Annotated in this window: 20 protein-coding genes and 1 pseudogene; 6 read left to right on the top strand and 15 right to left on the bottom strand. The window is 66.0% G+C overall.

From position 1 onward, the window contains the following. Positions 1-5: 5 nt before the first annotated feature. The 9 genes from ACZ1JC_RS24735 to ACZ1JC_RS24775 form a co-directional block, all read right to left on the bottom strand. Positions 6-1469 carry a UDP-N-acetylmuramoyl-L-alanyl-D-glutamate--2,6-diaminopimelate ligase gene (locus ACZ1JC_RS24735; protein WP_465137645.1) on the bottom strand — a complete coding sequence of 488 codons (1464 nt, stop codon included), beginning with the start codon at positions 1467-1469 and terminating at the stop codon, positions 6-8. 10 nt (positions 1470-1479) lie between these two features. Next, positions 1480-3234: a peptidoglycan D,D-transpeptidase FtsI family protein gene (locus tag ACZ1JC_RS24740; RefSeq protein WP_465138498.1), complete on the bottom strand. Its 1755-nt coding sequence runs from the start codon at positions 3232-3234 to the stop codon at positions 1480-1482. A gap of 17 nt (positions 3235-3251) precedes the next feature. Next, on the bottom strand, positions 3252-3806 hold the full coding sequence (locus ACZ1JC_RS24745) for a hypothetical protein (protein WP_465137644.1): 555 nt from the start codon (positions 3804-3806) through the stop codon (positions 3252-3254). Beyond that, positions 3803-4816, bottom strand: coding sequence for a 16S rRNA (cytosine(1402)-N(4))-methyltransferase RsmH (gene rsmH, locus ACZ1JC_RS24750; RefSeq protein WP_465137643.1), 1014 nt, complete (start codon positions 4814-4816; stop codon positions 3803-3805). Before rsmH ends, ACZ1JC_RS24745 begins: the two co-directional genes overlap by 4 nt. After that, entirely contained in the window at positions 4813-5310 is a 498-nt protein-coding gene (locus ACZ1JC_RS24755; protein ID WP_465137642.1) for a division/cell wall cluster transcriptional repressor MraZ, read from the bottom strand. The genes rsmH and ACZ1JC_RS24755 overlap by 4 nt, the downstream gene beginning before the upstream one ends. A 372-nt stretch (positions 5311-5682) precedes the next feature. Then, the gene (locus ACZ1JC_RS24760) at positions 5683-6588 is read right to left on the bottom strand and encodes a Gldg family protein (RefSeq protein ID WP_465137641.1); all 906 of its coding nucleotides are present in this window, start codon (positions 6586-6588) and stop codon (positions 5683-5685) included. 13 nt (positions 6589-6601) lie between these two features. Continuing rightward, positions 6602-6961: a hypothetical protein gene (locus tag ACZ1JC_RS24765; RefSeq protein ID WP_465137640.1), complete on the bottom strand. Its 360-nt coding sequence runs from the start codon at positions 6959-6961 to the stop codon at positions 6602-6604. Between the two features lie 16 nt (positions 6962-6977). Beyond that, positions 6978-7988 carry a cysteine synthase A gene (locus tag ACZ1JC_RS24770; protein WP_465137639.1) on the bottom strand — a complete coding sequence of 337 codons (1011 nt, stop codon included), beginning with the start codon at positions 7986-7988 and terminating at the stop codon, positions 6978-6980. A gap of 175 nt (positions 7989-8163) precedes the next feature. Beyond that, positions 8164-8481, bottom strand: a complete 318-nt coding sequence (locus ACZ1JC_RS24775; RefSeq protein ID WP_465137638.1) for a 2Fe-2S iron-sulfur cluster-binding protein — start codon at positions 8479-8481, stop codon at positions 8164-8166. A 106-nt stretch (positions 8482-8587) separates the two neighbouring features. Here ACZ1JC_RS24775 and ACZ1JC_RS24780 point away from each other — a divergent pair, with 106 nt between their 5' ends. Continuing rightward, the gene (locus ACZ1JC_RS24780; protein ID WP_465138497.1) at positions 8588-9205 is read left to right on the top strand and encodes a DNA-3-methyladenine glycosylase family protein; all 618 of its coding nucleotides are present in this window, start codon (positions 8588-8590) and stop codon (positions 9203-9205) included. A gap of 9 nt (positions 9206-9214) precedes the next feature. On the opposite strand, the gene ACZ1JC_RS24785 is transcribed toward ACZ1JC_RS24780, so the two are convergent. Further along, positions 9215-10324: an acyltransferase family protein gene (locus tag ACZ1JC_RS24785; protein ID WP_465137637.1), complete on the bottom strand. Its 1110-nt coding sequence runs from the start codon at positions 10322-10324 to the stop codon at positions 9215-9217. A gap of 2 nt (positions 10325-10326) precedes the next feature. After that, positions 10327-10635, bottom strand: a pseudogene (locus ACZ1JC_RS24790) (4a-hydroxytetrahydrobiopterin dehydratase); the annotation flags it as partial. Positions 10636-10715: 80 nt separating this feature from the next. Between ACZ1JC_RS24790 and ccmA the strand changes: the two are divergent. The 5 genes from ccmA (at position 10716) to ACZ1JC_RS24815 (ending at position 14733) form a co-directional block, all read left to right on the top strand. After that, positions 10716-11294, top strand: a complete 579-nt coding sequence (gene ccmA, locus ACZ1JC_RS24795) for a heme ABC exporter ATP-binding protein CcmA (protein ID WP_465137635.1) — start codon at positions 10716-10718, stop codon at positions 11292-11294. Beyond that, complete coding sequence (locus tag ACZ1JC_RS24800) at positions 11291-11950, top strand: heme exporter protein CcmB (RefSeq protein ID WP_465137634.1); 660 nt, start codon at positions 11291-11293, stop codon at positions 11948-11950. The genes ccmA and ACZ1JC_RS24800 overlap by 4 nt, the downstream gene beginning before the upstream one ends. A gap of 106 nt (positions 11951-12056) precedes the next feature. Next, positions 12057-13199, top strand: a complete 1143-nt coding sequence (locus tag ACZ1JC_RS24805) for a sulfotransferase family protein (RefSeq protein ID WP_465137633.1) — start codon at positions 12057-12059, stop codon at positions 13197-13199. 28 nt (positions 13200-13227) lie between these two features. Further along, positions 13228-13851 carry a carboxymuconolactone decarboxylase family protein gene (locus tag ACZ1JC_RS24810; protein ID WP_465137632.1) on the top strand — a complete coding sequence of 208 codons (624 nt, stop codon included), beginning with the start codon at positions 13228-13230 and terminating at the stop codon, positions 13849-13851. Positions 13852-14280: 429 nt separating this feature from the next. Further along, positions 14281-14733 carry a hypothetical protein gene (locus tag ACZ1JC_RS24815; protein WP_465137631.1) on the top strand — a complete coding sequence of 151 codons (453 nt, stop codon included), beginning with the start codon at positions 14281-14283 and terminating at the stop codon, positions 14731-14733. 27 nt (positions 14734-14760) lie between these two features. Here ACZ1JC_RS24815 and ACZ1JC_RS24820 read toward each other — a convergent pair whose 3' ends face one another. From ACZ1JC_RS24820 to ACZ1JC_RS24835, 4 genes are all read right to left on the bottom strand, one after another. Continuing rightward, positions 14761-15048: a DUF1294 domain-containing protein gene (locus ACZ1JC_RS24820; protein ID WP_465137630.1), complete on the bottom strand. Its 288-nt coding sequence runs from the start codon at positions 15046-15048 to the stop codon at positions 14761-14763. A 225-nt stretch (positions 15049-15273) separates the two neighbouring features. After that, positions 15274-16155: a transglutaminase family protein gene (locus ACZ1JC_RS24825; RefSeq protein ID WP_465138496.1), complete on the bottom strand. Its 882-nt coding sequence runs from the start codon at positions 16153-16155 to the stop codon at positions 15274-15276. Then, entirely contained in the window at positions 16155-18722 is a 2568-nt protein-coding gene (locus ACZ1JC_RS24830; protein WP_465137629.1) for a circularly permuted type 2 ATP-grasp protein, read from the bottom strand. The genes ACZ1JC_RS24825 and ACZ1JC_RS24830 overlap by 1 nt, the downstream gene beginning before the upstream one ends. A gap of 4 nt (positions 18723-18726) precedes the next feature. Next, on the bottom strand, positions 18727-22104 hold the full coding sequence (locus tag ACZ1JC_RS24835; RefSeq protein WP_465137628.1) for a transglutaminase family protein: 3378 nt from the start codon (positions 22102-22104) through the stop codon (positions 18727-18729). Between the last annotated feature and the right edge of the window lie 76 nt (positions 22105-22180).

A 22180-nucleotide genomic window follows, 5' to 3' on the forward strand; every position in this document is an offset into this window, starting at 1 on the left:
CATTCCTACCTTCCAACCGTACCGGCCATTTCCCTGGCAACGGTCACGTCGTCGAATGGCAGCACGCGAACGCTGTCGCCGCTGCCGATGATTTGCCCCTGTTCGTGCCCCTTGCCGGCGACGAGGACGATGTCCCCGCGCTTGGCTTCGGCCACCGCCGCGCGGATAGCCTCGCGCCGGTCACCGATTTCGCGTCCCTTTCCATCCATGCCGGCGAGCACCATGGCGCGGATCGCGGCGGGGTCTTCGCCGCGCGGGTTGTCGTCGGTGACGATGGCGAGGTCTGCCCCCTCTGCCGCCACCTTGCCCATTTCGGGGCGCTTGCCCTGATCGCGGTCGCCGCCGGCGCCGAACACCACGATCAGGCGTCCTTCAACATGCGGCCGAAGCGCGGCAATCGCCGCCTCCAGCGCATCGGGTGTGTGCGCATAGTCGACATAGACCGGCGCGCCAACCGGAGAGATTGCCGCGCGCTCAAGCCGTCCGCGCACGGTAACAAGGCGCTTCAGCGCATCGAAAGTCGTGTGGGCATCGCCGCCCGTCGCCAGCACCAGCCCTGCCGCGACCAGCGCGTTGGCTGCCTGATAGGCCCCGATAAGCGGCAGCTCGAGCACGCGGGATTTCCCGTCGTGCTCGAGCTCCAGCTTCTGGCCGAGTCCGCCCGGCGTGCGACCCGAGAGGCGGATGCTGGTGCCATTGGCACCCACGGTGAAAGTCTTGAGCCCGCGCTTTTTGGCTTGGGCAATGGCCTTGGCCGACCATTCATCGTCGGCCCAGATCACGGCGGTGCCGCCATCGACGACCACTTCGTCGAACAGGCGCATCTTGGCCGCGAAATAATCGTCCATGTCGGCATGGTAATCGAGGTGATCGCGCGACAGGTTGGTGAAGGCACCCGCCGCCACGCGCGGCCCTTCGATGCGGAATTGCGAAAGGCCGTGGCTCGACGCTTCATAGGCCACATGAGTCACGCCTTCGCGCGCCAAACCGGTCAGGTTCGCCAGGAACGTGACGATATCGGGCGTGGTCAGGCCGGTCGAAACCGTCTCGTCGCTGGTGGTGACGCCCAAGGTGCCGATGGAGGCGGCGCGCTGGCCGGCCATGCGCCAAATCTGGCGGGTCAGTTCGACGGTAGAGGTCTTGCCGTTGGTGCCGGTGACGGCCACCAGCGTTTCGGGCACCGGCTGATAGAACGGCGCGGCAAGGCGCGCGAACAAGTGGCGCGGCTCGTCGGCGGCGAAGTGGACAGCGCCTTCTACTTTGGCATCAGGGCTGGCGACGATGGCCACGGCGCCAGCCTCGATCGCAGCAGCGATGTAGTCCTCGCCATTGAACTTCGCGCCCTTGAAGGCGCCGAACACGGTTCCGGGCGCGACCTTGCGGTGATCGATGGCAAATCCGGTCACGTTCACATCCGCGCCTGCCGGGGCAGCAATGTCAGCAGCAGCGCAGAGGGCATTCAGCTTCATTCGTCAGGGCTCACTCTTCAGCACCACCAGCCGGAATCAGCGGCTTGAGGTCGGAAACGTCGATATCGCGGGTCTCGTCCGGCATGATGCCGAGCAGAGGCCCGATACGGGGGATCACGCGCGCAATCACCGGCGCGGCGTTCCAGGCGGCGGTGCGCTGGAACGAGGTCGCCTCGGTCGCCTGCGGCTCGTCCATCATGGAAATGACGACGTAGCGCGGGCGGTCCATCGGGAAGGCGGCGGCAAAGGTGGCAATCAGCGAGTGGTGGCGATAACCACCCGCACCCGGCTTTTCGGCCGAGCCGGTCTTGCCGCCCACGCGGAAACCGGGCGCGTCGGCCTTGCGACCGGTGCCGTAGGATACGATCATGCGCAGAAGCTGGCGGATGCGCGCGCTGGTGGCGGCGGTGAAAACGCGGCGCCCTTGCGGAACCTGCGAAGCGTCCAGCTTCTTCAGCGTCGCCGGGCGCCAGATGCCGCCATTGACCAGCGCCGCATAGGCGGAGGCAAGGTGCAGCGGAGTCACCGCGATGCCGTGGCCGTAGGACACCGTCATCGTGCGCAGGCGCGGCCATTCGCCGCGCGGCCAGAGCGGGAAACCACGCGCCGGCAGCTCGACATAGGGACGCTCGTTCATGCCGAGCGATTCCATCGTCTTCTTCAGGCGGACGCCGCCCAGTTCGTCAGCGATCTGCGCGGTCACCACGTTCGACGAGTGGATCAGCGTTTCCAGCACGTTGAGCGAACTGCCGTAGTTGTGCAGATCGTGGATCGTGAAGCCTGCCACATGCAGCGGCGATGCCGGCCAGCGGCGGCGCAGATCGGTGATCGTACCGGCATCGAGCGCGGCCGCGACGGTGATCGGCTTGAAAGTCGAACCCAGTTCGTAGACCTGGTTGGTCACGCGGTTAAAGCCGTGCGGCACATCGCCCTGCGCGGCCTGTTCCGGCGTGATCATCAGGTCCGAAGGCTGGACGTGGTTAGGATCGAACGAAGGCAGCGATGCCAGCGCGAGGATCTCACCCGAATCGACATCGAGGATGACGCCCGCCGCGCCCTTCGCCTTGCTGAGCGCCATGCCGCGCGCCAGTTCGTCTTCCAGCGCGCTCTGCACGCGAAAGTCGATCGACAGGACCGAGGGTTGCGCTCGGCCTTCAGGGCTGGTGAGCTGCTTGTCGAACGCTTCTTCCATGCCGACCTGGCCCTTGCCGAAGGTATCGACATAGCCCAGCACCGACGCCGCCATCGACCCCTGCGGGTAATAGCGGGTGGCCTCCATCGGATATTCGAGCGCCGGCTCACCCAGCGCATGAACCTTGTTGGCGTCTTCGGGCAGGATCGACTTGCGCAGATAGCCGGGCTTGTCGGAGGACAGCTTGGCAATCAGTTCGGCGCGATTGAGATCGGGGAAGATGCGGATCAGCCCGTCCGCAACCTGCTGCGGCGTGTGGATCAGGGCAGAGCCTTCGCTCATCGCCTTGGGATTGAACCACAGCGAATAGGTGTTGAACTCGCGCGCGAGTGGCACGCCGTTGCGGTCCACGATTTCGCCGCGATTGGGCACCAGCAGGCCGGACAGGTCGCCATCGCGGCCGCCCGGTCCGGTAACACCCAGCCAGCAGATACGCGTCAATGCCAACATCCCCACCAGCGCGAAAACCCCCAGGATCCACAGCGTGCGCAGCTTGGCGACGATCAGCGAGCGCTGTCGTACGTTCACCAGCTTGCGCCGCCCGGTGGATACCGTGGTGGGGATCGCGCCCATAGGGAAGGCGGGAGCGTTCACTGCTGGGCAGCCTCCGCCACTTCGACGCGCGCCAGACGCTTGCCAAGGCCGGCGGCATCACGCAGCATTTCCTCGCGCTCCGGATCGCGGTTCTTCGCGCCCGCGCCCGAAGTGGCCGAAGGCGTTGCCGCATGCGCGGGATCGACCGGCGAGACCATCGCCAGCAAGCCGGTACCCTGCTTCTCCTCAGCCCCGTCGCTGCCGCCCTGCTCTGCATTGGCATAGCGGATCGGCTGCGGCGCGCCCGGCCCCATCGCCTTGCCCAGCGCGGCAAGCTGGCGCTCGCCTTCGATATACTGGGCGGCGGACGGCGCCTTGTAGCCGAACTCCAGATCGTTGAGCTGGTTCAGCGCCTGCTGGTTGGAGCGGGTCTGGAACTCGGTCTCAAGGAAGTTGATCGACTGCTGCACGCGCACGATGCGGTTTTCGGTCGAATGGACCTCGCTTTTCACCGCATTGACCCGGAGCGTCAGCGCAAGCGTCGCCGCGCCGCAGACCAGCAGCACGGAAATCCACCCGATCGAATGGACGCGGTCGCGCGTGAGGTTCATGCCGGACTCCTGTCTTTGTGCCGCTTCTGCGTTCTGGGGGGGGCTTGGGTACGCACGGCGCTGCGAAGCGTGGCAGAGCGCGAACGAGGGTTTGCTTCCAGCTCGGCCTCGCCGGGGCGAATGGCCTTGGAGAGTTTTTCGAAAGTGGCCTGCACGCCGCCGACTTGCGGCAGGTGGCGAGAGGTCGCGCCGCCCTGCCCCGCCGCATCGCGCAGGAAGCGCTTGGCCATGCGGTCTTCCAGGCTGTGGAAGGTAACGATGGCAAGCCGGCCGCCTTCGCGCAGCACGGTTTCGGAGCCGGCCATGCACTCTTCCAACTCGTCCAGTTCGCCGTTCACATGGATGCGGATGGCCTGGAACGTGCGGATCGCCGGGTCCTTCGGGGCATTGCTGCCCTTGTAGGCCGGGTTGTAACCGATCGCCTTGCGCACCACGCGGGCCAGATCGCCGGTGGTTTCCAGCGGACGCGCGGCCACGATGGCGCGGGCCACGCGGCGCGACTGGCGCTCTTCGCCATACTGGAACAGCACATCCGCGATTTCGGCTTCGTCTCCCTCGTTCACGAAGTCCGCAGCCGAACGGCCGTCCTGGCTCATGCGCATATCCAGCGGACCATCGGCGCCGAACGAGAAGCCCCGTTCCGCCTGATCGAGTTGCATGGAGGAAACGCCGATATCCATGACGACGCCGTCCACAGTGGTGACTCCGGCTTCTTCAAGGCCTGCGACGATTTCGGAGAACCGGCGGGCGTGCAACACGAGACGCGGCGGGCTGAGGTCCAGCTCCGGCCATTTTCCACGGTTTTCCTCGATCGCGGCAATCGCGTCGGGATCGCGGTCGAACGCATGGACGGTGGCACCCGCGTCGAGCAGGCGGCGTGTATAGCCGCCCGCGCCCAGCGTGCAGTCGACGATGACGTCGCCGCCCTGGGGGTTCAGGGCGGCGACGACCTCCTCAAGGAGCACGGGCACATGAGGGACACCCTCGGGAATGGTGCGCGATCCGGTCATTTGCGGCCTGCCTTGGCCAGATCCTTGGCGGCAAGGCTCTTGCAGGCGGTCTGCGCCGCCTTCCAGCTATCATCCATTTCGTTCAGGCTCTCGGGCGACCAGACGGTGAAGAACCGTCCGTTGCCGCGGAAATAAAGTTGGTCGGTCACGCCGGCGAGCGCGGCCAGGTCTTCAGGCAGGACGAAGCGGCCCGAACCGTCGAACGGCACTTCGTAGGAGGCGTAGATGTCGCTGGCGCGCTTGTCGGCATCGAATTCCTTGCCGGCGCGGATGGCGAGGTCCTGCTGTTCCTTGAGTTCGTCCTCGAACTCTTCGATGCGCGAAAGGCCGAAGCCCACGAGGCAGGGCCAGCGATCGTGGGTGGTCAGGCAGAGCAGGTCCTTGCCGCTCGATTCGCGCACGGTGGGGCGGAAGGCATTGGGCAGCACGAACCGGTTCTTGTCGCGCAGAAGCGAGAAGCCCTGTCCGTTGTATATGTATGGCCGCCCCGCCATGACGATGCCGCCTGCCCCTTCTTGCCCTGTTGCAGCCGCTCTGCGGCCACTCGCCCCGGAACGTCCGGATCCGCCCGGCATGACCCGTACCGCCCCCGCCGCAGCAAATGCCGCAGGGTCCGGCTCCCTCCTGCGGGAGCACGGCAAGACTCAGCCATTCCGATTGCCTTCCTATGTATAGCGGGAAGACGGGGGATTAAAGGGAAATTTGGGGATCGATGGGAAGAATTCGCGGAATTCTCTCCGATTTGGGGCACGGCTCACCCACAGGGATCCGGGGATTAACCTGGTATTAACTCCATAAGTGATTGAAATTAAAGAGATGATACTCAGGGAAATTACGTATCCCGGATCGTCCCCAAAACGCCCCGCTCAATCCCCACTTTTCAGCCGGGCCCCACTTTTCAGCCGGGAAAGCAGCGCGGTCAGCGCCTTGCGGCGCGGAACAGGGCCGGCGGGGCCGCCCGGATCCTCAAATAGCGCCGCATCGGCCACAGCCAGCACCCTGCCGCGCCCGATGCGGCAACCGGCAAGGATTTCCGCCGATTCCAGCGCACAGGATGCGGAACCGCAACCGGAATTCCCCAAGGATCCCGGATTGCGGTCCATCCCGCGATTTCCCCGATTGGATGTTCCATCCCCGGAAATCCCCAATAGGCGGAAATGCCCCGGCAGGTTCACCGGCAGAGCCAATTCCCCCGGCGCGGCCTTGAACGCGACATCCCGCTCTCCGGCCTGCTCAGCCGGGTCGAACCACAGTTCCAGCCCCCAATGGGCAAGGATCGGGGACAGCATGGCCATGTCCTGCGGCCGCCGCGGATCGCCCAGCGGATAGCGCGAGGGCTGGGTGAGCATCGGATCGACGAACAGCAGCAAACGCCCACCCGCGCGCACCCAGGTATCGAGCGCCAGGTTCTCCTGCGGCGTCAGCGGGCGTGGCTGCGCCATCACCAGCACTGCATCCGTCGGCAGCGGCAGGCGCCCTTGCGCATCGGCAAGACTGTCCAGAGGCTGGATTTCGCCCTGCTCCGCCAGAGCCCCGGCCGCCCACGAACGCGGCGCGCCGTCCGCCAGCAATTCGCGCGGATCGTCGCTCTCGCCCCAGAGGATAGGAAGACTGGTGCTGAGCCCGATCCGCTGCGCCTGCGGCGATGGATCGTCCCCGCGATGGCAGGCGGCCAGCAGCGCGAGCAACACACAGGATACGGCCAACCATACGCCGGCCAACCATACGCCGGCCAACCACACGCCAGCAAGCCGCGCGGCGGCCCGCCTCACGCCAATGGCCCGCTTACTGCGCTTCCGGCGGCGCAGTTCCGGTGCTGTCCGTGGCGTCGCCAGTGGCGCTGGGGGTCGGTGAGGGATCGGCGGCCGGCACAACGCCGATATCCGCCAAGGGATCGGCCACCTGCCGCTTGGGCTTGGCATCGGCGGCGACGACCTGCTGGATCGGATCGGCCGCATCCACCAGCCGCGCGCGATCCATGATGATGTTCGCCAGCCCCACGATCAGCAGCATCGCGCAGAGGCCGAACAGGCCCACCTGCAGCCGGTGCACCGCCTGCGCGCGCAGTTCGCGCGTGGAAGGCGGCACGAAATGCTGAGGAGCAGCGGCCGGCTCTATCAGATTGGGCGGAATGTTCCCTGCCATCGGCAGACCGTTTACCTCAGCTTGCCAACCAAGGGAAGACGGGCAGGCCTTTCGCTTCCAGCCATTCGCGATTGAAGAGCGAGGAAAGGTAGCGGAAGCCCGTATCGCACAGGATCGTCGCCACGCGAACGTCGCGCTTTCCTTCGGCCACCAGCTTGCGGCCCAGCTCCACCGCGCCGGCCACGTTGATGCCGGAGGACAGGCCAAGGCACAGCCCTTCTTCCGACAGCAGGCGGCGGACCCATTCAAGGCCCTCCTCGTCGGAAATGCGGAACTGGGTATCGATCGGCGCACCGTCCAGATTGGCGGTGATGCGGCCCTGCCCGATGCCCTCGGCCACTGAATTACCTTCGGCCTTCAGCTCGCCATGGGCGTAATAGTTGTACAGCGCGGCGCCGTAGGGATCGGTGAGCGCGATCGTGATGCCCTCATCGAACGCCTTCAGCCCCATGCCGGTGCCCGCGATTGTGCCGCCGGTACCCGCCGCGCAAGTGAAGCCGTCGATCCGGCCGTCCATCTGCTGCCAGATTTCCGGCGCGGTGCTTTCGATGTGCGACTTGCGGTTGGCGATATTGTCGAACTGGTTGGCCCAGATCGCCCCTTCCGTCTCGGCCGCAAGACGGCGCGAAGTGTGGACGAAGTGGTTGGGGTCCGAGAACTTCGTGGGCGGCACCGTCACCAGCTGGGCGCCGAGCGCGCGCAACGTGTCCATCTTTTCCTTGGACTGGTTATCCGGCATGACGATCACGGACTTGTAGCCGAGCGCATTGCAGACCAGCGCAATGCCGATGCCGGTGTTGCCCGCCGTTCCTTCGATCACCGTGCCGCCGGGCTTAAGCTCGCCACGTGCCTCTGCATCGCGCACGATCCACAGGGCCGCGCGGTCCTTCACCGATGCGCCGGGATTGGCGAATTCGCACTTGCCCCAGATCTCGCAACCCGCAGCTTCGCTAGGGCCCTTGAGCAGGACGAGCGGAGTATTGCCGATAAGGTCGAGGGTGGAGCGCTGGGGTGCAGGAGCTGTCATGCCCGCACAACTAGGAACGCGAAGGCCCCGGCGCAAATGATTTGCGCTTTGGATCGCTAAAGTCGGCGTGAATTTTCACCTCCAACACATGGTCCGGACACGAGAACGGCAGGTTTGCGCGATCCGCAAACCTGCCGTTCTCGTGTCCGCCCGAAGGCGCAAAAATCGCGGGAACTCAGTCTTCCTGCGCGATCGTGACCTTGCAGCCTTCCAGCGCGTCGGTGATCGGCACCTGGCACGACAGGCGCGAATATTCGTTGCGGTGGTCGGAACTGTCGAGCAGGTCGTTCTCGTCCTCGCTCATCGCCGGCAGCTTGTCCGCGAAGGAGGGATCGATGTGGACGTGGCAGGTCGCGCAGGAGCAGCAACCGCCGCACAGTGCCAGAAGTTCATCAAAGCCGCTGTCACGAATCGTTTCCATCAGCGTGCGGCCCACGGTGGCCTCGACGGTCGATTCTTCACCCGACTGGTTGACGACAATAATCTGCGGCATTCCCGTCCATCCTTTTTCTGATCCAGCATGTATCATAACATGCCCATTCCGGCCTTTGCCTGCGGCTGCTAAAGGCTGCAACCCCCTTTGGCAAGAAAGACGCATGATGGGCTTGAGCGCCGACGCACTGAAATTTGGGCTGGACGAAATCGCCGCGCGCGAACCGGCCATGGCGCGCGCACTGGAACGTGCCGGCTATCCTGAGCCGCGAATCCGCGCGACCGGCTATGCCACGCTGCTGCGCACGATCGTCGGCCAGCAGGTTTCAGTGGCGGCGGCAGCTTCGGTATGGGCGCGGATGGAGGCATTGCTGGGCACCGGCATCGCGCCGGAAACCTTGCTCGCCGCCGATTTCGACGCACTGCGTGCCTGCGGCCTTTCCCGGCAGAAGCAGGGCTATGCCCGCTCGCTATGCGAACTGGTGGTGTCCGGGACGCTGGACCTTGAAAACCTGCCCAAGGACGATGAGGAAGCGATCGCCCAACTGGTGCAGATCAAGGGCATCGGCCGCTGGTCGGCGGAAATCTACCTGCTGTTCGCCGAGGGGCGGCCGGACATCTGGCCCGCCGGCGATCTGGCCGTGCAGGCGGGTATTCACAAGATCCTGGGGCTGGATGCGCGGCCCAGCGAAAAGGAAGCCCGCGAACTGGCGGAACAGTGGCGCCCGCATCGCGGCGCGGCGGCGATCTTCACCTGGCACTGCTACAACAATCCGGCGCTCTAGAGCGTAGATTCAGGCGCCCCGCTCTTCCGTTTTGCCGGCCGCCGGTGCGAACATCCGCGCTTCCATCCAGCGCCGCAGACGGGGCGACTGCCGCTCGGTCAGCAACGAGATCAAGGCGCAGGTAGCCACCACCAGCCCCAGCAGCGCCACGAAGGCGGCCGGGCTGCGCCCCGCCACCAGCCCGTGGGAGCGGGCCAGTTGCAGCAGCGGCCAGTGGAACAGATAGAGTGTAAAGGAAAATCCGGCGAGCAGGCCGGCCGTGTCCTTTAGCCGCATCATCGGTTGCGCAAAGCGCTCCGCCAGCGGGCGCAGCGCCGTCAGCGCAAGGACCATGATCAGCCCCATTGCAAAGTCCGCGAAGGCCCATTGCGACCACTGCGCCTTCCCCGGCCACCATGCCTTGAGCAGCGGATTGAGCACCGCGCGGTCCACCTCGAACAGGGCAAGCGCCAGCCCCAGGCAGGCCGCCAGAACCACCGGCGCGGCAATGGGCGACAGGCGGCGGGCCACCGGCGCATGGGTCAGCGCCACCCCCATCAGCCACACCGGCATCAGCAGCAGGATCGCCCCGCCGGCGGTGAAACAGGCCACCGCGACTGTCGCCACCCGCGCCCAGCCGCGCAGGAACACGGCCAGCGCGAAGATCGCATAGAACCAGACTTCGTAGCAGAGCGACCAATACGGCGGATTCCACACCGGCGCGGGCATTCCCGGCCAGGCACTGACGAATGCCATCGGCGGCAGCAGGCGCGTCGCCACTTCCAGCGGATCATCGGGGCTGTTGTCGATATAGACGCGCATGGGCCCGGCGAAGACGTAGGCCGCCAGCACCGCGAACAGCAGCGCCGGGATCGCGACCGGCAGAATGCGGGATACGCGCGCGACGAAGTAGCGCGGCAGACTGGACCGTCCGCCCAGCACCGATGTGCTGATGACCAGCCCGGACAGCACGAAGAACACGATCACGCAGTAATGCTGCATCCGCAGGCCGAACGGGAACGGCCCGCGATAGATGCCCAGTTGCACCGCATGGCCCACCGCCACCAGCAGCGCGGCGCCAAAACGCGCGAAATCGAGCACGACCGAAAGCGGCCGCGTGAGGAACCGGTCCTCACCCACGATCAGGCGGCCGGGGCGACGCCGTCGATAAAGCGGGCCAGTGCGACGTCGCGCTGGCTCAGCCCTCCGGCATCGTGGGTCGTCAGTGTAATTTCAACGCGATTGTAGACGTTGAACCATTCGGGATGGTGATCGCGCTTTTCCGCCTCGATGGCGACGCGCGCCATGAAGCCGAACGCTTCGTTGAAATCATGGAATTTCAGAGTGCGCACGATGGCCAGGCCATCCTCGCGCAAGGTCCAACCGGGCAAAGTACCCAGTACCGCGGTGCGCTCTGCATCGGTGAGGCGGGCGATCGACATTGTGTGCTCCTCTGCCCTGTTTAAGCCGGCTTCGGCCCTGTTTTGACTTCGCTTGGCAGTCCCGCGCCTTTCCACTATCGCCGGGCCTCATGCAAGGGGCATCCATCGCTATCGAAGATCTCGCGTGCCGGCGTGGCGACAGGGTGCTGTTCCGCGGCCTATCGCTGCGCCTCGGTGGCGGAGAGGCGCTGCATGTCACCGGCAGCAACGGGATCGGCAAATCCAGCCTGCTGCGCATCGTCGCCGGCCTTGCACCCGCCTTTGCCGGACGCGTGGAGACCAACGGCCTGATCGGCCTTGTCGATGAACGGCACGCACTGGATCACGCCCTGCCGCTTGGCCGCGCGCTGGAGTTCTGGCGCAAGCTGGACCGCGCGGCTGACGGCGAACTGGATCGACTTGGCCTGACCGCCCTGCTGGACGTGCCGGTGCGTTATCTGTCCACCGGCCAGAAGAAGCGTGCCGCCCTCGCCCGCCTGATCGGCCAGCGCGCGGCGATCTGGCTTCTGGATGAGCCGCTGAACGGGCTGGACGGCGATGCGGCTGCATTGACCGAAGCGCTCGTGACCGACCATTGCGCCGCTGGCGGGATCGCCCTGATCGCCTCGCACCAGCCCTTCACGCTCACGCACAAGCGCACGCTGGCCCTTGGCGAGCACGCCATATGAACGGGCGTTTCGTTACCCTGCTCAAGCGCGATCTTGCCCGCCTGCTGCTTGGCGGACGCGGCGGCGGCGCGGCGATGCCGGTGCTGTTCTTCCTTTCGGTGGCAATGCTCTATCCTTTTGCCGTTGGCCCCGACGCGCGTCTGCTGGCGCGAACCGGCGGCGGCGTGATCTGGGTGGCCGCGCTGCTGGCGGCGATCCTGCCACTCGACCGGCTTGTAGAGCCGGACATCGAGGGCGGCCTGTTCGATCAATGGGCCCTGCGCGGCATTTCGGAGGAGATGGTGCTGGCCGTGCGCGTGCTGGCGCACTGGCTGAGCTTCGGCCCGCCCCTCATGCTCGCCGCCCTGCCCGCCGCCGCACTGCTGGGAATCGACGGGGCCACGCTGGGAACCGTGGAACTGGGCCTGCTGGCGGGAACGCCCGGCCTTGCCGCGCTGGGCGTGACGGTGGCCGCACTCACGGCGGGCCTGCGCGGCGGCGCTGCCTTGGGCGGACTGCTGGTGATCCCGCTGGCCGTACCGGTCCTGATCTTCGGCGCGGGAAGCCTTGGCTCCGGCGGGCCGAGCGGGTTGGCGCTGGCGGCTGCATCCAGCCTTGTCCTGCTGGCCATCGCTCCGTTTGCGGGCGGCGCAGCGGTGCGCGCCGCGCGGGGATAGCCCTTTCCATCATCGCCCCGGCGGTTGGCGCGCTCCCCTCCCGCCCCGCATAGTCGCTCGCGGAACGATCCGGCCAAAGCCGGGCACCCGATGTTGGGGATGAGCGATGCAGGACCACAGGGAACTGATCGAGGAAGCGCAACGCCAGACCGGCCTGACCGACTTCGGCCCGGACGGCTTCCGCGAAGGGCTGGAAATTCTGGCCGACTCGCTGAACCGCGAGGCTCGCCTCAATGCCGTCGGCGAACGCGCGCTGACCGAACGCATCGTGCTGCACCTGAAGCAGCGCCTGCTGGTGGAGGACTGGTACCGCCGCCATCCGGAAATCGACGAGGAAGAGATCGTCGCCCCCCTGTTCGGCGTCAGCCTGCCCCGCACCGGGTCGTCGGCGCTGTCCTTCCTGCTCGCGAGCGATCCGGCGATCCGATACTTGCGCGTCTGGGAAAGCTCCCAGCCCTGCCCGCCGCCTTCGACAGTGGAAGGCCCCGATCCGCGCCGCGGGGTCGCCGTCACCAGCGGCGACGAATTGCTGAAGAACGGCAAGCGCACTCCTTCGGGCATCGATGGCGCGATGGAGTGCCAGGACCTGATGGCGCTCGATTTCAAAAGCCAGATCTTTCAGGCCTTCGCGCAGATCCCGCGCTATTCGGACTGGCTGCTGAATGCCGATCTTTCCGCCACTTACGCTTATGAAAAGCGGGTGCTTAAGCTGCTGCAATGGGGTGCACCAGCGCGGCCATGGCGGCTGAAGGCGCCTACGCACATGCTCTATCTCGACGCGCTGACATCGGCCTTCCCGGACGCGCGCTTCGTGATGACGCACCGCGATCCGGCCGACGTGATCCTGTCGGTGGCGACCGTCTATGCCGACATCATCGGCAAGTTCAGCGACCATGTGGACATGGCCTACCTCGGCGCGCTCAACTTGCGCTGCTGGTCGGAAGCGATGAACCGCGCCATCGCCTTTCGCGAAAAGGGCAACGACCACCGCTTCTTCGACATCCACTTCCGCGCCATGCACAAGGACCCGCTGGGCGAAGTGCGCGCGTTCTACGCCTGGCTGGGCGAGGATGTCTCGCCGCCTTTCGCGCAGGCCATGGCGGACTGGTGGGAAAGCAACAGCAGCGCGGAACGCATGAGCAAGCCCGATCCAGCCCATTTCGGCCTCGATCCGGCAGCGGTGCGCCAGCGCTTCACCCCCTATCTTGAGCGCATGGAGCGCTGGGCCCCGTTCGACGCGGCGGCATGACCCTTTCCCAACATACAGGTGAGCGAAGATGAATAAGGCGAACAGCGGCCGGGTGGAATTCGATGAGGCCGCACGCATGGCACAGACTGTGGAAAGCGGCCCCCGCTATGCCCCGCTGCGGCTTAACGAAGTCAGCCCGGAAGGTCAGGAGCAGGTCGATGCGATTCGCGCCGCCTTCCATATTCCCGAAAGCCGCCCCTTCCCCGATGTCAGCCTGATCACGCTGCGCCATCCCGGCATGTTCAAGGGGCAGATGGTGCTGGGCATCGAACTGGCCGCGCGCGGGGCGATTCCGGGGCGCGAGCGCGAACTGATGATCCTGCGCCTAGCCCGCCTTGCCGGCGCGCCGTTCGAATGGTGCGAGCATGTCGATATCGGCAAGGCGTTCGGCATCACGGTCGAGGAAATCGAACGCGTGCTGGAAGGCTCCGCCGCCGCCGGATGGACCGAGCACGAATCGGCGATGCTGCGCGCGGTGGAAGAACTGGTTGCCGATCACTGCATGGCCGATTCGACCTGGGACACGCTGGCGAAGACCTGGGACGAGAAACAGATGCTGGAAGTGCCCATGCTGGTCGGTTCTTACCTGATGACGGCGCTTCAGCAGAACACGCTGAAAATCCAGCCGAAGGGCGGTTTCGACTACCGCTGAGGGCCGTCCCGCCCACCCCTTTTTACTCGAATCGCTGAAAATCGAACGCGCGCTGCCCCATGGGCGGCGCGCGTTGACATGTCTGTGGACAAATCCTGCACAAATTCGGGAAACAATGGGGATCGGCAGTGCACGACCGGTGCATTCCAGCGGGACATCCCTGTGGATGATCCTGAAGAAATCTGCCGGATAACTGCGGGAAAGGCCGGGAAAAAATGGGCCGGACGGATCTCTGCAAAAAGCGAAATACGGTCCGGCCCAGTTGGACAGGAAGGGCAGTCTCGGCGCCCCATGACAAGCGCCGAACCTGGGTCCTCGGGTGCAGGCTTGACGGCCAGGACAAGCTGCGTATCAATGGCTAATGATAATCATTCGCAAGTTCAAGCCCCTTTTCGCATAACCCTGATTTCGCCACCCGGAGACCCTGCCATGTACCAGTATGTCGACCGCCCCCTGAGCACCCTTGATGAGGGCTGCCGCTTCCTCGTCTGGTCGATGCGCGCCTGGGTCACCACGCTGGCCCAGCGCCGCTGCCCGGCCGAGGCACTGGCCCCCGCCTTTGCCCGCTGGCGGATGATCGGCGGCCTTCAGCCCTTCCACCGGACCATGCTGATCTTCAACCGCGACGCGCTGGAAACCTTCGCTTTCTGCCCGATGGCCTGCGATCACGTTTCGGAGCATGAGGCCGTGATTCTCGAACTCGTCACCTCGCTGCGCGACCGCGGCGCGCAGGAAACGCGCGGAACGCTGGAACTGGTGGTGCAGGAAGACGCCGTGGGTGACGTTCTGGAAACCCTGTCCAAGCTGGGCGCGGCGCTGGCGATCGCGGGCATCTTCCCCGGCCAGCCGGTGGCCGCACGCGGGGCGCACGACTGCGGCTGAGACGCGCGAATCGCAACGATGGGCGTTTCAGGGGGCGCCCATCGCCCAGCACGCCGCGCCGGCCAGTGCCAGGCACTGAAGACACAGGATGGCGCGCAAGTAATTCACGAAGGGCTGCTTGCGGGTCTTGTGCCGGAACAGGCTGCGCGCCAGCAGCGCACCGGGCGACCCGCCGATGGCAGCGAGCGTCAGCAGGCGACGCTCCGGCACACGCCCACCGCCCCGCCGGGACTGCGCCTTGTCGTAGCCGTAGACGGCGAAAGTCCAGAGATTGATCGCGGCGAGGACGGCGGCGGCAAACAGAAGCGCGTTCATTGCCAGCGCTTAGAGCGGGCGCCGATCAGATTGAACCGAAAAGCCACCGCGAGTCGCGCTTGCCGCCACAACCTTTCCCGTCATCCCCGCGAAGGCGGGGATCCCGCTTGTTCTTCGCGAGCGTGACAAAAGGAAGCGGGGCCCCCGCCTTCGCGGGGGCGACGAGTGTGAGGTTCGCTAGGGTTGGGCTTTTGGTCCAATCAGGACTCAAGCATCCGCCACAGCTCAATCCAGCGGCGCCACATCCACCGAAAACAACATCTTCTGCTGCGAGGAACCGCGAAACGTACCGTCCAACGGGGCGACGTCCGAATAGTCCCGCCCCATGCCGATGAAGATGTGGTCGGTATCGGCCAGCATGTCGTTGGTGGGATCGAAGCCGATCCAGCCCAGATCGTCGCCGCACCACAAGTTGACCCAGGCGTGCATGGCATCCGCCCCCACCAGCCGCGGCTGCCCCGGCGGCGGCAGCGTGCGCAGATAGCCGCTGACATAGGCGGCCGGAATGCCATGCGCCCGCGCCGCGATGATCATGATGTGGCTGAAATCCTGACAGACGCCATGCCGCGCGCGAAATGCCTCGATCGGCGGCGTATCGGCAACGGTCGCGCCCGACTCGTAAGCGAACTGCCCATGGATCGCCGCCATCAGCCGCCGCCCCGCCTCCACCACCGGCATCGATTCGCTGAGGAACCCACTGGCCCACATGGCAATGTCGCGCTCGGGCGCGGCGATGGGCGAGGCAAAGCTGTAAGAAGCCGGGCCAAGCGCCGAAAGGTCCGGCTTCTGCATGGCCCGCTCACGCAAATCGGCAAGGCCCGGTCCGCTGGAGTCGGTGACGAAGAACGGCAACGGCTCCTTCTGAACGGTGAATCGGCTCTCTATCTGAAGCTGCGAGATCGGCTCCCGCAGCGAAAACCGCGCTTCGTTGACGTAGTACCCCCCCTCGCGCTCGGCCACGGTGGCGGGCTGGGGGTCGACCGTCAGGGCATAATCGCTGAGCTTCTGCCCCGGCCAGGCCATGGGCCGCAGGCGCGCGTTGAATTGCGCCAACCGCACGGGCGCGGCATATTCCAACGTGGTGATATGGCTGATCGAATAGCGCATCACAGCAGCGCAGTCCGCCGCTCGGCCTGTTCCGGATCGAACTGGAGGAAGTAGCGCGCCGAAACCGAGTCGGAGAGGCTGTAGAGTTCCTGCTCGATCTCGGCCAGCGCCAGACTGGTCATGTCCTGCGCCACGGCCGCCTGGAGCCGGCCCAGCAGGGCGCGAGCGAGCCTGAGTGGCGGTTCGGGCAGATTGTCATCACGTCCGCTCGGCAACGCGGCCAGATGCTCGACGATACCCGCGATCTGGAACACCAGCGCGCGCGGATTGTCGGGATCGAGAAGCAGAAGGTCGCGCACCGGCCCTGCCATCGGCCCGGTAAGATAGCGCGTGCGGTAGATGATCTGGCTGTCGCACAAGTCCAGCAGCACACCCAGCGCGCCGCCATCATGCCCGATACCATCCCCGTCCGGCGCATTCGTCAGCGTGGCATCACCCAACTGGCGCACCATGCGGCAGATACCTTGCGCGCGTTCGATCCGCTGGCCAATTTCCAGGAAACGCCATGCCGCGGAACGCACCATGTTTTCGGAAACGAGCCCGGCCAGAGCGCTGAAGTGCTCGGTCAGCCGACGCACCGCGCCCAGCAGGGTGGCCGGGCGGTGAGGGTCCACTTGCGGCACGCCCTGACTGACCAGGCGCCAGAAATCGCGCGCGAATCGCTCGCGCAAGCCAAGGCCCACCGCCTGCCGCCGCCGCATCAGCGCGGTGATGCCGCCAGGCAGCGTAGCCTCAGCCAGGACCGCCGCGCAGATAGCATGTACATCCGCCGCCTCGTCGGGCGCTTCCTCAAGCGTTGCAATGCTGCCGGATTCGCCCAGCAGGCCGACCAGCGCCTGGACCACACCATCCTGATCCGCCGGCCCACCGTCGATCTCCACCGATCCGTCAAGCAAAGCCCGCAGCACGCGGGTGACCAGTTGCGCACGCTCGTTGTAGCGGCCGAACCAGTAGAGGTTGTCCGCCGCCTGACTGGCCAGGATGCCGCCCCCGCGCGAGATCGGCGGCTCGGCCAGCGTGCGCACGGTGAACTGCGCAGCGCTGGGCGCTTCATCGACCACCCAGACGTCGGCGGAAATCTCGCCCTCGCCCATAAGCGAGGTCGGCAGCGCCTGACTGGCGGCTAGGCGGGCGAATCCGCCGGGCATGACGGCCCAATTGCCATCGGCATCGCGCGCGACGAAAGCGCGCACGGTGAAGGGGCGCGGCACGACCTCTCCCTCGACGATGGCAGGTGCGGTGGAAAGGTGAACGATCTCCTGCCCGCAATAGTCCATGGGGCGGCGTGCCAGCGCATCGAGCAAGGCAGACCGCTGCGCCCCGTCCAGATCGGCCCCGGCCACCGGCTCGCGCCGTTCCAGTGCCTCCACCGCCTGACCGAAGGCCGGCAGCACCGCCAGATCGGAAAGCCGCGCAGCAACGGTCGCGCTTTCGGCGGCCTGCCCGCACCACCATGTCGCGATATTGGGCAGGACCGGGTCCTCGCCGAGCAGGACTTTGCAAAGGCGCGGCATGAAGGCGGCGAAGGCCGGGCTTTCCAGCACTTCGGTGCCCGGCCAGTTGATCATGCCGACACCGCCACGCGCCCATGCCTCGAACAGATTGGCGACGCCCAGTTGCGAGCGGGCGTCGAAGGCGAGGGGGTCGAGCGAAGTGGTGTTGATCCAGCGCCAGATCGAATCGACGCGCTTGGGCCCGGCAATGGTGCCGACCCACAGGCGATCGTCCACCACCGAAAGGTCACGCCCCTCCACCAGCGGAAAGCCAAGGTAGCGCGCAAGGTGGGCCTGTTCGGCATACGTCTGGTTGAAGCGTCCCGGCGTCAGCAGGGCGATGCGCGGCGCCTCGCGCCCGCAGGCGGCGATCATGCCTTCGCGCATGACCGAGAAGAAATCGACGATGCGGCGTACTTGCTGGTCGGCCAGCAGATGGCCGGCGAGGCGCGTCATCGCCAGCCGGTTTTCCAGCGCATAGCCGATGCCGGCGGCGATGCGCACGCGGTCCTGCAGGACACGCCATTGCCCGCGCGGCCCGCGCGCGAGGTCGGCCGAATAGACCTGTATGAAGTGCGGGTGTGCCTGCTCCGCCCCCAACCGCCGCGCCGGATCGAGCATCTTGCGGGCGAAGAACGGGCTTCCGGCGATGACGGCCGCCGGCAGATGCCCCTCCCGCACCATCCGCTGGTCGCCATAGATATCGGCCGCGAGGTGTTCGAACAGTTCCGCGCGCTGGATCAACCCACGCTCGATCGTCGCCCATTCGCCGGCGCCGATTACCACCGGCATGGCGTTTAGCGGCCACGCGCGTTCCTCCTCCTCGCCCGTAACGCGGAACGTCAGACCAAGATCGGCGGCATTGCGCGTGGCGGCTTCCTGCAAGCCGATCGGATCGCCCTCGGACAGGGCGGCGAGGCCCGCGGCGACCGCCCGCCAGCGTGCGGCGACGGGATCGGCGGCATCGCCGAACAGATCGCCGCCAGACACCGCAACCGGATAGGCATCGAGCCAGCGCCCAAAAGTTTCGGAGGGCGCGCTTTCGGTCAGTCCAGGAGGCGGAACGGCAGCCATGGCATCAGATTGTGCCCGTTGGGCGCCGCAAGTCGAGCGAATAAGGAAATTCACCCGGAACTTCTTCGGGCGGGGTCTGCATCGGCCCCGGCGAATGACCGTGGGGCTGGAACCGCGCCTTGCGCCGCGCCTCAGCCTCGTAACCGTTGATCGGCACATCGTCGTAATGGCGGCCGCCCGGATGGGCGACGTGATAGACGCAGCCGCCCAGCGAACGGCCGTTCCACAAGTCCATGATATCGAACGTCAACGGCGCATTGGCGGCCAGCATGGGGTGAAGACACTCGGCCGGGGCCCAGGCCTTGTAGCGCACACCACCGACGCCTTCGGAAGGGCCGGTCATCGTCAGCGGCACACGCCGGCCGTTGCAGGAGATGACATGGCGGCCTGAGACCAGCCCGCTGGCCCTGATCTGCAAACGCTCGGTCGAACTGTCGACATAACGCACGGTGCCGCCGATCGCGCCGGTTTCACCCAGCACGTTCCATGGCTCCAGCGCATGGCTGATCTCCAGCGCGACGCCCCCGCCCTCGACTTCGCCATGGACGGGGAAGCGGAACATGCGCTGCGCCTCGAACCACGCGGGATCGAAGTGGTATCCCGCGCGGCCCAGATCGGCGAGCACGTCCAGAAAATCCGCCCAGACGAAGTGGCCAAGCATGAACTTGTCGTGCAGTTGCGTGCCCCAGCGCACCAGCCCGCCACCCTGCGGCTCCTTCCAGAACCACGCGGTGAGCGCGCGCAGCAGCAGTTGCTGGGCCAGGCTCATCTTGGCATCCGGCGGCATCTCGAAGCCGCGGAACTCGACAAGGCCGAGGCGGCCGGTCGGCCCATCGGGGCTGAACAGCTTATCGATGCAGATTTCGGTGCGGTGCGTATTGCCCGTCACGTCCACCAGCAAGTTGCGGAACAGGCGGTCCACCACCCAAGGCGCGGGCTGGTCATGCTCGGGCCCCGCAACTTGCGAGAGCGCAATCTCCAGCTCGTAGAGCGCGTCGTGCCGCGCCTCATCGATGCGCGGGGCCTGACTGGTCGGGCCGATGAACAGCCCGGAGAACAAATAGCTGAGCGAGGGATGCCGCTGCCAGTACGTGACGAAGCTTTTCAGCAGGTCCGCCCGGCGAATGAACGGGCTTTCCAGCAGGCTGGGCCCGCCCAGCACGATATGATTGCCCCCGCCGGTGCCGATCGAGCGGCCATCGACCATGAACTTGTCCGCCGTAAGCCCCACTTCGCGCGCCGCATCGTAAAGCGTCTCGGTGATCTCCACGGTTTCGCGCCATGAGGCGGAGGGGTGGATGTTCACTTCGATCACGCCGGGATCGGGGGTGACCTTCAGCACTTGCAGGCGGGGATCGGGCGGCGGCGGATAGCCCTCTATCCGTACCGGAATACGCTGCTTTTCCGCCACCGCCTCGATCGCGGCGACGAGTTCGAGATAATCTTCCAGACGCTCGGTGGGCGGGATGAACACCGCCAGATAGTCTCCGCGCGGCTCAACGGTCACCGCCGTACGCACCGCGCCTTCGATCAAGTGCTGCTCCACGCGCTCACCCGCCGATCCGACCTGAGGTTGGGCGACAAGTTCCACCCGCTGCGCCTCGCTGCCGGCGGCAAGCCGCGCCTGCGTGCCCGGCGCAGGCGCCTGCTCGCGATAATCGGCCAGCGGCTCGCGCGGTTCGGCGGTGTCGCGCGGGTGGATATAAGGATAATCCGATGGCGGCACATAAGGCAGCGATCCCAGCGGCAGCCGGTAGCCCAGCGCTGAATCGCCGGAAACGGCAGTCAGGATCCCGCGCCGCACCTGCCAGACTTCGCTCTTCCAGCGCGGCGCCTGCTGGACGGAAGCGTTCCAGCGCTGCACCGGCAGCACGAACCCGGTCGGCCGCTCCAGCCCGCGCCGGTAAGTGCGGCGGAACCGGCGGGCCAGTTCCTCATCGTCCAGATGCGACTCTTCGGGCGTGGCGTTGACCGGCAGCTCCGCCTCACGAAAGGCCCACCAGCTCTTGTCCTCGAACACCGGCTGCACGAAGTCGTCGTCCAGCCCCAGCACCCCTGCCGCATCGCGCAGCAAGTCCTCGGCGGCGGTGGGATCGATACTGGGCACCGGATCGGGATCGCCACCCTTTTCCAGCGGCTTTTCACCGGCAATCAAGTTGTCGTCACGCCAGATCGGCACACCGTCCTTGCGCCAGTAGATCGAATAGCCCCAGCGCGGCAGCGTCTCGCCCGGATACCATTTGCCCTGCCCGTGATGCAGCAGCGATCCGGGCGCGAATTTCTGGCGCAGCAGCCGGATCAGCCGATCCGCATAGGCCGCCTTGGTGGGGCCGACTGCCGCCCCGTTCCATTCGGGCGCCTCGAAATCGTCATCGGCAATGAAGGTCGGCTCGCCGCCCATCGTCAGGTTCGCGCCCGCCGCGTCGAGATCGGCGTCCACCCGGTCGCCCAGTTCCAGCAGCGCCTGCCAGCGATCCTCGGTAAAGGGCTTGGTGATCCGCACCGCTTCGGCAATGCGGGAGACGCTCATCTCGAACTCGAAATCGACTTCGGCCGGCTCCGCCATGCCCTCGATTGGCGTGGCGGAGCGATAGTGCGGTGCAGCACAAAGCGGGATATGCCCTTCCCCCGCGAACATGCCGGAAGTGGCGTCCAGTGCGATCCAGCCGGCGCCGGGCACGTAAGCCTCTGCCCAGGCGTGGAGGTCGGTCACATCCTCCAGCACGCCCTTGGGGCCTTCCTTGGGGGTGACGTCGGCGACAAGCTGGATCGAATAGCCCGAAACGAACCGCGCAGCGAAGCCCAGCCGGCGCAGCAGTTGCACCAGCAGCCAGGCCGAATCGCGGCATGACCCGATGCCGGCCTGCAGCGTTTCTTCCGGGGTCATCACCCCGGTTTCCATGCGGATCACATAGCCGATGCGCTGTTGCAGCCTGCTGTTGATATCGACCAGGAAATCGACCGTGCGCCCTTCGTATCCGGCGTGTTCGGCCACCAGCGCCTCGAACAGCGGGCCCTGATCCTCCAGTTCGAAATAGGCGGCCAGATCGGATTGCATCGCGTCCGAATAGGCGAAAGGATAAGTCTCGGCCTCCGGCTCCACGAAGAAGTCGAACGGGTTGATGACGGCGAGTTCCGCCAGAAGATCCACCTCGATGGAGAAGTGATCGACCGGATCGGGAAACACCACCCGCGCCTGCCAGTTGCCGTGCGGATCCTGCTGCCAGTTCAGGAAATGCTCCGACGGGCTGATCTTCAGCGAATAGTTGGGGACCGCCGTGCGACTGTGCGGTGCCGGGCGCAGCCGTATGATTTGGGGACCGAGGCGCACCCGCCGGGAATAACGGTAGCGCGTGAGATGGTGGAGAGCCGCCTTGATCATCGGCCATGACTGTGCGCGAATCTATGCTGCACTGCAATGATCTTCCATTGGTCTTGCATCCAGAACTTGATAGATT

The organism is Sphingomonas sp. BL-S-28, assembly GCF_055521515.1.